The 12,099-nt window shown below is 63.9% G+C and carries 10 protein-coding genes and 1 pseudogene; 1 reads left to right on the forward strand and 10 read right to left on the reverse strand.

Features of this window, described 5'->3' with window-relative positions; all coding sequences use genetic code 11:
* Positions 1-10: 10 nt before the first annotated feature.
* Both ACX3OW_RS04930 and rocF read right to left on the reverse strand, forming a co-directional pair.
* Positions 11-1,063 carry an ornithine cyclodeaminase gene (locus tag ACX3OW_RS04930; protein WP_459094610.1) on the reverse strand — a complete coding sequence of 351 codons (1,053 nt, stop codon included), beginning with the start codon at positions 1,061-1,063 and terminating at the stop codon, positions 11-13.
* Entirely contained in the window at positions 1,060-1,986 is a 927-nt protein-coding gene (gene rocF / locus ACX3OW_RS04935; protein ID WP_459094806.1) for an arginase, read from the reverse strand. Before rocF ends, ACX3OW_RS04930 begins: the two co-directional genes overlap by 4 nt.
* A gap of 124 nt (positions 1,987-2,110) precedes the next feature.
* On the opposite strand from rocF, the gene ACX3OW_RS04940 reads away from it, so the two are divergent.
* Positions 2,111-2,548 carry an Lrp/AsnC family transcriptional regulator gene (locus ACX3OW_RS04940; RefSeq protein WP_459094807.1) on the forward strand — a complete coding sequence of 146 codons (438 nt, stop codon included), beginning with the start codon at positions 2,111-2,113 and terminating at the stop codon, positions 2,546-2,548.
* Between the two features lie 20 nt (positions 2,549-2,568).
* On the opposite strand, the gene ACX3OW_RS04945 is transcribed toward ACX3OW_RS04940, so the two are convergent.
* The 8 genes and pseudogenes from ACX3OW_RS04945 to ACX3OW_RS04980 all read right to left on the reverse strand — a co-directional run bounded on the left by ACX3OW_RS04945 (position 2,569) and on the right by ACX3OW_RS04980 (position 11,976).
* Entirely contained in the window at positions 2,569-3,417 is an 849-nt protein-coding gene (locus ACX3OW_RS04945) for an HpcH/HpaI aldolase/citrate lyase family protein (protein ID WP_459094611.1), read from the reverse strand.
* The gene (locus ACX3OW_RS04950) at positions 3,414-3,866 is read right to left on the reverse strand and encodes a MaoC family dehydratase (RefSeq protein WP_459094612.1); all 453 of its coding nucleotides are present in this window, start codon (positions 3,864-3,866) and stop codon (positions 3,414-3,416) included. Before ACX3OW_RS04950 ends, ACX3OW_RS04945 begins: the two co-directional genes overlap by 4 nt.
* Positions 3,847-5,736 (reverse strand): acetyl/propionyl/methylcrotonyl-CoA carboxylase subunit alpha, encoded by a 1,890-nt coding sequence (locus ACX3OW_RS04955; protein WP_459094613.1) that lies wholly within the window; start codon positions 5,734-5,736, stop codon positions 3,847-3,849. The genes ACX3OW_RS04950 and ACX3OW_RS04955 overlap by 20 nt, the downstream gene beginning before the upstream one ends.
* A 5-nt stretch (positions 5,737-5,741) precedes the next feature.
* A pseudogene (locus tag ACX3OW_RS04960) lies at positions 5,742-7,265 on the reverse strand (carboxyl transferase domain-containing protein); the annotation flags it as partial.
* A 74-nt stretch (positions 7,266-7,339) separates the two neighbouring features.
* Positions 7,340-8,509 carry an isovaleryl-CoA dehydrogenase gene (locus ACX3OW_RS04965; RefSeq protein WP_459094614.1) on the reverse strand — a complete coding sequence of 390 codons (1,170 nt, stop codon included), beginning with the start codon at positions 8,507-8,509 and terminating at the stop codon, positions 7,340-7,342.
* A complete protein-coding gene (locus tag ACX3OW_RS04970) occupies positions 8,502-9,728 on the reverse strand; it encodes a dihydrolipoamide acetyltransferase family protein (protein WP_459094615.1) in 1,227 nt (408 codons plus the stop codon). Before ACX3OW_RS04970 ends, ACX3OW_RS04965 begins: the two co-directional genes overlap by 8 nt.
* A complete protein-coding gene (locus tag ACX3OW_RS04975) occupies positions 9,725-10,744 on the reverse strand; it encodes an alpha-ketoacid dehydrogenase subunit beta (RefSeq protein WP_459094616.1) in 1,020 nt (339 codons plus the stop codon). Before ACX3OW_RS04975 ends, ACX3OW_RS04970 begins: the two co-directional genes overlap by 4 nt.
* A 2-nt stretch (positions 10,745-10,746) precedes the next feature.
* Positions 10,747-11,976: a thiamine pyrophosphate-dependent enzyme gene (locus ACX3OW_RS04980; protein ID WP_459094617.1), complete on the reverse strand. Its 1,230-nt coding sequence runs from the start codon at positions 11,974-11,976 to the stop codon at positions 10,747-10,749.
* Positions 11,977-12,099 lie beyond the last annotated feature (123 nt).

Raw genomic sequence — 12,099 nt, forward strand, 5'->3', positions numbered from 1 at the left:
TCCGGCTGTATCAGGCCGGTTCCTGCGCCCGGAGCAACATACCGAATAGATCGCGCGGCTCATTGGGGTCGGCGAGCAGGTCGAGTTCGTTGTAGTGGCCGCTGTCGACAAGCTGATCGCGCACATAGCGCAGCGCTGAAAAGTCTTCGATGGCGAAGCCCACGGAATCGAACAGCGTGATCTGCTTGCCACTGGCCCGGCCCGGCACCGTGCCGCCCACAACCTGCCAGAGTTCGGTGACCGGATGGTCTTGCGCCAGTTGCTGGATTTCGCCCTCGATACGGGTCTGCGGCGCGAATTCCACGAAGATGTCGGAGCGCAGCAGAATGTCCCGATGCAGCTCGGTCTTGCCGGGGCAGTCGCCGCCGACAGCGTTGATATGGATGCCGGGCCCGATCATGTTGTCGGTAAGGATGGTCGCGCATTGCTTGTCGGCAGTGATGGTGGTGATGATCTCGGCGCCCTCCACCGCTTCCTGCCCGCTGTCGCAGATGGTGATATCAAAGCCCATGCCGGCCAAATTCCCCTGGCATTTGAGCGACGCGGCGCGGTCGATGTCATAGAGGCGCAGCCGGTCGATGCCGAGCACGGCCTTGAAGGCCAGTGCCTGGAACTCGGACTGCGCGCCATTGCCAATAATGGCCATGGTGCGGGCGCCCTGCGGCGCCAGATATTTCGCTGCCACCACTGAGGTTGCGGCGGTGCGCAAGGCGGTCAGGATGGTCATTTCCGACAGCAGCAGCGGATAGCCCGAACCGACATCGGCCAACATGCCGAAAGCCGTCACCGTCTGGCGGCCCTCGCGCATGTTCTTGGGGTGGCCGTTGACATATTTGAAGCTGTAGAGCTGGGCGTCGCTGGTCGGCATCAGCTCGATCACGCCGTCCGGGCTGTGCGAGGCGACGCGCGGCGTCTTGTCGAACTGCTCCCAGCGACGGAAATCGTCCTCGATATAACTGACGAGTTCAGTGAGAAAACGCTCGAAGCCGATGCCAAGCACCAGCTTCATCATCGAGTCGACGCTGACAAAAGGCACCACGGCGAGGCGGGAAGGGGCGGTCATGGGGCCGGGCTCCAGGTCTGGCGATCCATGATACGGCGGCCCATCAGGCTGGCCGTCAGATCGACCATGAGGATGGCGGTGCGGCCGCGCTCATCGAGGAACGGGTTGAGTTCGACGAGGTCAAGGCTGCTCACCAGATGGCTGTCCGAGAGCATCTCCATGACCATATGTGCCTCCCGAAACGTGGCGCCGCCGGGAACACAGGTGCCGACGGCAGGCGCGATGGACGGATCGAGGAAATCGACATCAAGGCTGACATGGAGCAGCCCGTTCTCGTCGGCCACGCGCTTGAGGAAAGCGCGCAGCAGCGGCGCGATGCCATATTCATCGATTTCCCGCATGTCGTGCACGACGACATTCACCTCGGCCAGCGCCTGGCGCTCGGCCGGATCAATGCTGCGCAAGCCCAGGATGCAGATGCGCGACGGCTCGACGGCGACCGGCAGGTCGGGGAAATAGCCGGCGAACCCCGGCCGCCCGGCACCATAGGCCAGCGGCACGCCATGCAGATTGCCACTGGCGCTGCTGTCGAGCGTGTGGAAATCGGCATGGGCGTCGAGCCAGAGCACGAAGAGCGGGCGCCCGCTTTCCGCTGCCCGCCGCGCCAGCCCGGACAGTGTCCCCGCCGAAATGGAATGATCGCCGCCGAGGAAGATCGGCATGGCGTCATCGGCCGCCTGATAGGCGGCAGCGGCAATGGAAGCGACCCAGTTGGAGATTTCGGGCAGCGCCTTGAGCGCCGGATTGCTGTGCACCAGCGGGCGTGCTGCGCTGCGCTGCACCGTGCCGATATCCTCGACAATATGCCCAAGCGCCTCCAGCGTGCTGACAAGGCCCGCCGTGCGCAGCGCGCTCGGCCCCATCTCGCAGCCCATGCGTCCGGCGCCATCCTGCACCGGCACACCGAGTATTCTGCAGCGCATCATTGGCCTCCCTTTGCTTGCTCACTAACCAAGCGCAACCGGCTGGCGGAATGAACAGTCTGAATTGGCAATTCTCCGACAATGACCTATCATTTCGGCGGTAGGAGGTTCCAAAGTGGGTGATATGGACAATCTGGACGAGAAGCTGGTGACGCTGCTCCGCCATGACGGGCGCTGCTCGATCTCCAATCTGGCGATTGATCTGGGGGTCTCGCGGGCCACGGTGCGCGCCCGCCTCGAGCGGCTGGAACGTCAGGGCGATATTCTGGGCTACACCGTAATCCTGCGCGCCGACGCGCTGGACCAGCAGGTGCGCGGCGTCATGATGGTGGATGTCGAAGGCCATGCGGCCGACAAGGTGGTGCGGACGCTGGGGGGCTTTCCCGAAGTGGTGGCCATTCACACCACCAATGGCCGCTGGGATCTGGTCGTGGAACTCGCCACCGAAAGCCTGACCCAGTTCGACGTGGTGCTGCGCAAGGTAAGGCTGGTGCCCGGCATTACCGGCAGCGAGACCTCGCTGCTGCTCGCCACCCCGCGCTCGACCAAGGCGCGCCTATGATGGACTGACGGCTTACGCCATCAATCCAGTTTTTCACCGGCCAGTGCGAGCAGGCGACGGGCCTGCAGCAGATGCGGGCGGTCGATCATCCGATTATCCAGCCGCAGCGCGCCGGCGTCCGGATTGGCGGCGAACGCGGCGATGACCGCCCTGGCATGCGCGATCTGCTGCGCATCGGGGGTAAAGCCGGCATTGATGATGGGGATTTGGCGCGGATGGATCGCCATCATGCCGCCAAAACCATCCCGGCGGGCGCGCTCAACATAGCGGGCCAGCCCCTCCAGATCGTCCAGCGCCGGATAGACCGTTTCGATGGCCTGAACTTGGGCGGCATGGGCCCCGAACAGCGTCAGCGAGCGCACCAATTCGATGGGCGGTGTGTAGCTGCCATCGGCCAGCCGCGCTGAAATGGCTCCGATCGCCGCCGGCAGGTCTTCCGCCCCCCAGGTTAGCCCCAGCAGATGCTCGGTCACCGACGCGTAACTCCCCAACTGGAAGATCGCAGCCGGTGTTTCGGTGGCGATAGGCAGCAACCGGGTTTGGCCCACCACTTCGCCGTAACGCCGGAAAAACTCGCTGATCGATGCCGCGCCCTCGGCTTTCGGCAAGACAATGCCATCGGCGCGTCCCGCTATCGCTGCAACATCGAGGTCGATATCCGCGCTATCCAGCGGGTTGACCCGCACCAGGCAGGGTAGCTCGTTGTGCTCGCCTATAAACGCCGCCACCGCCGCGCGGGCCGCTGCCTTGCGCTCGGGCACCACCGAGTCTTCGAGGTCCAAAATCAGCGCGTCGGCCCCGCTCGCTGCCGCCTTGGCGAAGCGTTCGGGCCGGTCGCCCGGCACAAATAGCAGCGAGCGCAATCTCATAGCGGTGTCCGGCTGAGCATCGCCATGCGCAGGCATTGGCAGACGATCTGGCCGCTCTGATTGGTCAGCCGATGGGCAAAGGTGACGATGCCGGCTTCCGGGCGCGACTGGCTGTTGCGCAGCTCAACCACCTCGGATTGGCAGCGTAGCGTATCGCCGATAAACACCGGCTTGGGCATTACGACCTTGTCGTAGCCCAGATTGGCCACCAGCGTGCCCAGCGTGGTGTCGCTGACGCTCAAGCCGATCATCAGCGCAAAGGTGAAGGTGCCATTGACGATGATCTGGCCGAATTCGCTGGCCTTCGCCGCCTCGGCATCGAGATGCAGCGGCTGGGTATTGTGCGTCATCACGGTGAACAGCAGATTGTCGGTCTCGGTGACCGTGCGCCGCACCGCATGCTCGATCACATCGCCGACGGCCCATTGGTCATAGTATTTTCCGGCCATGCTCGCTCTCCTCATCGCCGATCAAACGCACCAGCATGGAACCCTCATCCACCTGCGCGCCTTCCACAGCGCCAATCTCGTTCACCGTCCCGTCGAACGGCGCCGTCACCGCCAGCTCCATCTTCATGGCTTCCACCACCACCAGCGTCTGTCCCTTGCGCACAGGCTGGCCCTGCTGGACCAGAACCGCAATGACCCGTCCCGACATCGGCGAGGTGAGCAAACCATCCGAAGCGTGTAAATGTGTCCCGGCATCCGTCCGGTGCAGGCGCAGCCTGAAGCGCTCGCCGCCCTCATGCAGCTCATGGCTGGGCTGCGGCTGGGCACGGCCCACCAGCCCATCAGTCTCCACCGTATAGGGGCGGTCGAACTGGTCCATCAGTCTGGCGCCACGCACCGGCGCGGCGTTCAGCCGGAAGCCGGACCGCACCGTCCATGGCGTATTGCCGAGTGGCCCCAACAACTGATCCGCCGCTTGGCGCAGTGCCTCTTCGCTCGGGGCCGGTATCTGGGTCAGCGTCTCGATCTCGCGCGCAATCAGCCCGGTATCCAGCCTTGCGGCGTCAAAATCGGCATGACCCAGCAGGCGACATAAAAACCCGGCATTGCTCGCCAGCGGCCCCACCACGCCCTGATCCAGCGCCTGCCGCAGCGTTGCGATGGCGCTGGCCCGGTCCGGCGCATGCGCAATCAGCTTGGCAATCATCGGGTCGTAATAGGGGCTGATCGTGTCGCCGGCTTCCACGCCCGCATCGACGCGAACCTGGTCCTGAGAAAAGCTGAACTGCTCCAGCAGCCCCACCGACGGCAAAAATCCCTTGGCCGGGTCTTCCGAATACAGCCGCGCCTCGATGGCCCAGCCAGTGATGGTCAATTCGTGCTGCTGCTTGGGCAGGGCTTCGCCGCTGGCGACGCGCAATTGCCATTCCACCAAATCCTGCCCGGTAATGGCCTCGGTCACCGGATGTTCCACCTGCAGACGGGTGTTCATTTCCATGAACCAGATGCGGTCAGCGCGCAGCCCGGCGCTGGCGTCGGCGATGAACTCAATCGTCCCCGCCCCGACATAGCCCACTGCCTTGGCCGCTTTCACCGCCGCGGTGCAAATCGCCTCCCGCGTCGCTGCGTCCATGCCCGGCGCCGGCGCTTCCTCGATCACCTTCTGATGCCGGCGCTGCATGCTGCAATCGCGCTCGAACAGATGCACCACCTGCCCATGACTGTCGCCAAACACCTGCACCTCGATATGGCGCGGATTATCGATCCATTTTTCCAGCAGCACGATGTCATTGCCAAACGCCGCTGCCGCCTCGCGCTGGCACGAGCCGAGCGCCTCGGCGAAGTCTTCTGGCTGCTCGACCCGCCGCATGCCTTTGCCGCCGCCGCCCGCCACCGCCTTGATCAGCACTGGATAGCCGATCAGCGCGGCTTCGCTGGCGAGCCGCTCCGCCGATTGATCATCCCCGATATAGCCCGGCGTCGTCGCCACCCCGGCCTGCTGCATCAGCAACTTGGCGGCGTCCTTGCCCCCCATCGCAGCAATCGCCTGCGGCGGTGGGCCAACCCAGATCAGCTCCGCATCCAGCACCGCCTGCGCAAACGCAGCATTCTCCGACAGAAACCCACAGCCGGGATGGATCGCCTGGGCTCCCGCCTCTCTTGCAGCAGCGATGATCTTGCCGCCATCGAGATAGCTATCCCGCGCCGGCGCTGCGCCAATATGGATGGCCTGATCCGCCAGCCGCACATGCAGCGCCCCCGCATCGGCGTCGGAATAAACCGCAATGGTCCGCACGCCCAAGCGCTTGGCGGTCCGCATGATGCGGCAGGCGATCTCTCCGCGATTGGCGATCAGCAGCGATCCGATCATGGTGCTCACATCCGGAACACGCCGAAGCGCGCCTGTCTGGGGAAGGGGGCATTGAGCGTCGCGGCAAAAGCCAGCCCCAGCACGTCGCGCGTCTGCGCCGGATCGATCACTCCATCGTCCCACAGCCGTGCCGTGGCGTACCAGGGATTGCCCTCGGCCTCATATTTGGCGCGGATCGGCTCCTTGAACGCCTCCAGTTGCTCGGCCGACCAGTTCGCCGCATCGGCATTGACCGTCGCCAGCACCGACGCCGCCTGCTCGCCGCCCATCACCGAAATCCGGCTATTCGGCCACGAAAACAGGAAGCGCGGCGAGTAGGCCCGTCCGGCCATACCGTAATTGCCCGCCCCGAAACTGCCGCCAATCAGCACGGTGATCTTGGGCACCTGCGCCGTCGCCACTGCCGTCACCAGCTTGGCGCCATGCTTGGCAATGCCCTCGGCCTCATAGCGCCCCCCGACCATGAAGCCGGAAATATTCTGCAAAAACAGCAGCGGAATGCCACGCTGACAGGCCAGCTCGATGAAATGCGCGCCCTTGAGCGCGCTTTCCGAATACAGCACGCCATTATTGGCCAGAATGGCGACCGGCATCCCCCAAATACAGGCAAAGCCGCAGACCAGCGTCGCGCCATACAGCGCCTTGAATTCGTGAAATTCACTGCCATCGACGATCCGCGCAATGATTTCGCGCACGTCATAGGCGGTCCGCCCATCCTCGGGAATCACCCCATAAATGCTCTCCGGCGCATAAAGCGGCGCCACCGGCTCGCGCAATTCGACATCGGGCACATGGTCGGCCGGTAGCGTCGAGACGATATCGCGCAGCATGGTCAGGGCATGTTCGTCGCTATCGGCCAGATGGTCGACCACGCCGGATTTGCGCGCATGCAGATCGCCGCCACCCAGGCTTTCCGCGTCGATTTCCTCGCCGGTCGCCGCCTTGACCAGCGGCGGTCCCGCCAGAAAGATTGTCCCCTGATCGCGCACGATGATCGACTCGTCCGACATCGCCGGCACATAGGCGCCACCCGCCGTACAGCTCCCCATCACGCAGGCGAGCTGGGCAATGCCCTGCGCCGACATATTGGCCTGATTGAAAAAGATGCGCCCGAAATGGTCGCGGTCGGGAAACACTTCGGCCTGATGCGGCAGGTTGGCGCCGCCCGAATCCACCAGATAGATGCAGGGCAGGCGATTGGCCTCGGCGATTTCCTGCGCCCGCAAATGCTTCTTCACCGTCATCGGATAATAGGTGCCGCCTTTGACGGTAGCGTCATTGCAGGCGATCATCACCTGCCGACCGCTGACCCGTCCGATGCCGGCAATCATCCCCGCGCCCGGCACCGCATCGCCATAAAGCCCATTGGCGGCAAGCTGGCCGATTTCGAGAAACGGTGAGCCGGGATCGAGCAGCGCCTCCACCCGGTCGCGCGGCAACAATTTGCCCCGCGCCACATGCCGTTGCCGCGAGGCCTCGGTGCCGCCCAAAGCCGCCTTTGCCACCCGCGCCGCCAGCTCGTCACGCAACGCCAGATGATGCGCCTGCCGCCGCTGAAACACCGCGTCGCTGGTTGAGACCGTGCTGACAATGACCGGTGCGCTCATGCGGTCTTCCCGATTAGTTCGCGGCCGATCAGCATGCGGCGGATTTCATTGGTGCCGGCCCCGATATCGAGCAATTTGGCATCGCGCATGAAACGCTCCACCGGCCAGTCCTTGGTATAGCCGGCCCCGCCCAACGCCTGGATCGCCTCAAGGCTGACCCGCACCGCGTTTTCGCTGGCATAAAGAATGGCCCCAGCCGCATCGGCCCGCGCCATCTGCCCCGCGTCGCAGGCCCGCGCCACGGCATAGACATAGGCTCGCGCCGAATTCAGTGACACATACATATCGGCCACCTTGGCCTGGATCAGCTGGAACGAACCGATGGCTTTGCCGAACTGGTGGCGTTCGCGCACAAAGGGCAGCACCACGTCGAGACACGCCTGCATGATGCCGAGCTGAATGCCCGCCAGCACCGTCCGCTCATAATCCAGCCCCGACATCAGCACCGCCACGCCGCCATTTTCCGGCCCCATCACATTCTCGATCGGGACGACGCAGTCCCTAAACACCAGCTCCCCGGTCGGACTGCCGCGCATCCCCATTTTCTCGATATGCTGGCCCACCGCAAAGCCCTTCATATCCTTGTCGATGATGAAGGCCGTCAGCCCTTTGGAGCCGGCATCTTGCGCCGTGCGGGCATAGACCACCAGCGTCTGCGCATAGGCGGCATTGGTGATCCAGAATTTGGTGCCGTTGAGCACATAATGATCGCCCTTGCGGTCGGCCCGCAGCTTCATCCCCACCACGTCCGAGCCGGCATCGGCCTCCGACATCGCCAGCGCCCCGACATGGTCGCCCGAAATCAGTCCCGGCAAATATTTCTGCTTCTGCGCCGCATTGCCCCAGCGGCGGATCTGGTTGACGCAGAGATTGGAATGCGCGCCGTAAGACAGCCCGACCGAGGCGCTGGCCCGCGACACTTCCTCAATGGCCACCACATGTTCGAGATAGCCCAGTCCCAGCCCGCCAAACTCTTCTTCCACGGTAATGCCATGCAGCCCCAGCGCCCCCATTTCGGGCCACAGTTCCATGGGGAAACGGTCCTCCGCATCGATGGCAGCCGCCAGCGGCGCGATGCGCTCATCGGCAAAGCGGTGCGTGGCTTCGCGGATCATGTCCGCATTCTCGCCCAGCGCAAACTCGAAACCGGAAGTCAGATCACTCATGGCGCGTCTCCTGTTTCGGCATTTCGATGAACAACAGGGCCGGCTGCTCGATCAGCCGTTTCAAGCCTTGCACGAAACGCGCCGCCTCGTGACCATCAATGATGCGGTGATCGAAGGACGACGACAGATTCATCATCTGGCGAATGACGATCTGCCCCTCCAGCACCACCGGCCGCTGCACCAGCTTGTTGGGACCGATAATAGCGACTTCTGGCGCGTTGATGATCGGGGTGGCGGCAATGCCGCCCAACGCGCCCAGGCTGGTCAGGGTAATGGTCGAGCCCGACAATTCCTCACGTGTGGCGCTGCCATCGCGCGCGGCGGTGGTGACGCGACTCAGTTCGCGCGCCAACCCCCAGAGGTCCAACGTCTCGGCATGGCGCACCACCGGCACCATCAGTCCAGCTGCGGTCTGCGTGGCAATGCCGATATGCACCGCGTCGTGTTGCTGCAACACGCCCGCTTCGTCATCGTAACGCGCATTGACCGACGGAAATTCCGTCCGCAATTTCACCAGGGCGCGCATGAAAAACGGCAGCAGCGTCAGCTTGGGCCGGGTCTCGCCGCGTTCGCCATTGAGCCGCGCCCGTAAGTCTTCCAGCACCGTCATGTCGAATTCCTCGACATAGCTGAAATGGGGAATGCGGCGCGTCGCCTCTGCCATCCGTTCGGCAATCTTGCGGCGCAACCCGGTAATCTTGATTTCGGTGATGCCGGCCGAGGGAGCAGACTGCGCCGCATGCCGCTCGATATCCTGCGCGGTAATGATGCCATGGGCGCCGCTGCCGCGTACCGCTTCCAGCGCAATCCCCAATTCGGCGGCCCGCCGTCGCGTCGCCGGCGCCGCCAGCGGCGCGGCGTTCGTGGGGGCTTCTGCCGCGTTCGGCGTCACCGCGATTGGCGCGACCGGCTCAGCAGCGGGGGCAGGGGCAGACAGGACTGGTGTTGCCGCTACGCTTGGCCCGACCGCTTCCCCGGCTTCGGTCTCGATTTCAACCAACACGCTGCCCACCGGCACCATGTCACCAACGGCGCCATGGATCGCCAGCACCACGCCCGCCACCGGCGAGGTCATGTCGACCGTCGCCTTGTCGGTCATTACATCGACCAGTGATTGATCCTCGGCGATTGTGTCGCCCGGCTTGACATACCAGCCGGTGATTTCGGCCTCGGTCACCCCTTCGCCAATGTCGGGCAGTCGGAACAGGAAATTGCTCATGCCGGTTCCTCCATGCAACGCCGCAGGGCCTTGGCGACCCGGGCGGGACCGGGGAAATAATCCCACTCGAAGGCATGCGGATAGGGCGTGTCCCAGCCCCCTAGCCGTTCGATGGGGCTTTTGAGATGATAAAAGCACCGCTCCTGCACCAGCGCCGACAGCTCCGCGCCAAAGCCGGCAAAGCGTGAGGCTTCATGCACGATGAGGCATCTTCCGGTCTTGCGCACCGATTCCGTGATCGCTTCGATATCCAGCGGCACGATGGAGCGCAGGTCGATCAATTCGGCGTCGATCCCGGTTTCGGCAATCGCCGCCTGCGCCACATGCACCATGGTGCCATAGGCCAGCACGGTGACCTCCCGGCCTTCGCGCAAGGTGGCGGCCTTGCCCAGCGGTACGCTGTAATAGCCCTCCGGCACCTCGGCGGCGGGGTGTCCCGCCCAGGATTTGAGCTGCTGGTCATGATGGCCGTCGAACGGGCCGTTATAGATGCGCTTGGGCTCGAGAAAGATCACCGGATCATCGCATTCGATGGAGGCGATCAGCAGCCCCTTGGCGTCATAGGGATTGGACGGGATAACGGTCTTGAGCCCGGTCACATGCGCGAACAGCGCCTCCGGGCTCTGGCTATGCGTCTGGCCGCCAAAAATGCCGCCGCCATAGGGTGAGCGCACGGTAATCGGCGCCCAGAAATCCCCATTGGAGCGATAGCGCAGCCGCGCCGCTTCCGACACCAATTGGTCAAAGGCCGGCAGGATGTAGTCGGCGAACTGGATTTCCACCACCGGCCGCAGCCCATAGGCGCCCATGCCGATGGCGGTGGCGACAATGCCGCCTTCCGAAATCGGCGTATCGAAACAGCGCGTCACCCCATGCCGGGCCTGCAGATTGTCGGTCACGCGGAACACGCCGCCGAAATAGCCGACATCTTCGCCGAAGATCAGCACATCGGGATCGCGCGTCAGCATGACATCGAGAGCATCGTTGAGCGCCTGGATCATACTCATTTCGGCCATGCTCAGATCCCCAATTCGCGGCGTTGTTCGAGAATGCGCCAGTCGGGTTCCTTGAACACGCCCTCGAACATTTCGCCCAAATGCGGCTTGCCATGGCCCAGCGTGCCAATGGCCTCGCCCTGTTTCACCGCCTCGCGCACCGTCTGGTCGAGTTCAGCCAGCAGCGCCTCATGGCGGGCGTCGTCCCAATGGCCGGTTAGGTTCAGATGCTGGCGCAGGCGCTCGATCGGATCGCCCAGCGGCCAATGCTCGGCCTCGTCGACGGGCCGATATTTGCTGGGGTCGTCGCTGGTCGAGTGTCCGCTGGCGCGGTAGGTAAAAAACTCGATCAGCGTCGCCCCGCCATTGCGCCGCGCCCGCTCGGCCGCCCATTGCGTGGCCGCCCACACCGCGAGGAAATCATTGCCGTCGACCAGCAATCCCGGCAGGCCATAGCCGATGGCTTTCGAAGCAAAAGTGGTGCTGTCCGCGCCGGCCAGTCCGGAAAAGCTGGAAATCGCCCATTGATTGTTGGTGACGCAGAGAATGACCGGCGCGCGATAGACACTGGCAAAAGTCAGCGCTTCGTGGAAGTCGCCCTCGGCAGTGGTGCCGTCGCCGACATGGCCGATGGCGATCTTGTCGTCGCCTCTATAGGCCGAGGCCATGGCCCAGCCGACGGCATGTCCATAGCGGCTGCCGAGATTGCCCGAGAGCGAATAAAACCCATATTCCCGCGCCGAATAGAGGATCGGCAGTTGCCTGCCCTGCAGCGGGTCCTTGGCATTGGAGAAAATCTGGTTCACCAGCGCGTCGAGCGGATAGTTGCGCGCCATCAGCCAGCCGAGATAGCGATAGGTGGGAAAGCTCATATCGCCCGCGCCCGCCACCAGCGCCTGCGCCACGGCAATGGCCTCTTCGCCGGTCGACTTCATGTAAAAGCTGGTCTTGCCCTGCCGCTGCGCCCGAAACAGTCGCTCATCGAACACCCGCGTCAGCAGCATGGCGCGCAGCCCGGCCAACAGCGTCTCCGGCGCGATCTCCGGCGCCCACGGCCCGACCGCCGCGCCGCTGTCATCCAGCACCCGGACCAATTGGAACGGCAGCTCCCGCATTGCGTCGTGATCGGTCAGCGGCTCCGGGCGCGCCACGAGGCCTGCCGGCGGAATATGGATATGGCTGAAGTCAGGTCTATCGCCGGGCCGGGTCGTCGGCGCCGGGATATACAGCTGCAGTTTTCCGTCGTCTCCCATGCCTCGCCCTCCCAAGCGTGGTTCCTAGAGAAGACTATGGCAGCGCCGCCGGAGAGTTTCCTTGCTTTCATATTGCCATTGGCGGGCTGGATAGGATGGATAATTGCTTTTTGCCGGAGATTT

The organism is Devosia sp. A449 (assembly GCF_054489375.1).

Bases quoted from the DNA above. Each gene is read 5' to 3' on its own strand.
- ACX3OW_RS04955 (WP_459094613.1), bottom strand. From the start codon at position 5,736: ATGATCGGATCGCTGCTGATCGCCAATCGCGGAGAGATCGCCTGCCGC.
- ACX3OW_RS04975 (WP_459094616.1), bottom strand. From the start codon at position 10,744: ATGGCCGAAATGAGTATGATCCAGGCGCTCAACGATGCTCTCGATGTC.
- ACX3OW_RS04965 (WP_459094614.1), bottom strand. From the start codon at position 8,509: ATGAGTGATCTGACTTCCGGTTTCGAGTTTGCGCTGGGCGAGAATGCG.
- ACX3OW_RS04980 (WP_459094617.1), bottom strand. From the start codon at position 11,976: ATGGGAGACGACGGAAAACTGCAGCTGTATATCCCGGCGCCGACGACC.
- ACX3OW_RS04940 (WP_459094807.1), top strand. From the start codon at position 2,111: ATGGACAATCTGGACGAGAAGCTGGTGACGCTGCTCCGCCATGACGGG.
- ACX3OW_RS04950 (WP_459094612.1), bottom strand. From the start codon at position 3,866: ATGGCCGGAAAATACTATGACCAATGGGCCGTCGGCGATGTGATCGAG.
- ACX3OW_RS04945 (WP_459094611.1), bottom strand. From the start codon at position 3,417: ATGAGATTGCGCTCGCTGCTATTTGTGCCGGGCGACCGGCCCGAACGC.
- ACX3OW_RS04930 (WP_459094610.1), bottom strand. From the start codon at position 1,063: ATGACCGCCCCTTCCCGCCTCGCCGTGGTGCCTTTTGTCAGCGTCGAC.
- ACX3OW_RS04970 (WP_459094615.1), bottom strand. From the start codon at position 9,728: ATGAGCAATTTCCTGTTCCGACTGCCCGACATTGGCGAAGGGGTGACC.
- rocF (WP_459094806.1), bottom strand. From the start codon at position 1,986: ATGCGCTGCAGAATACTCGGTGTGCCGGTGCAGGATGGCGCCGGACGC.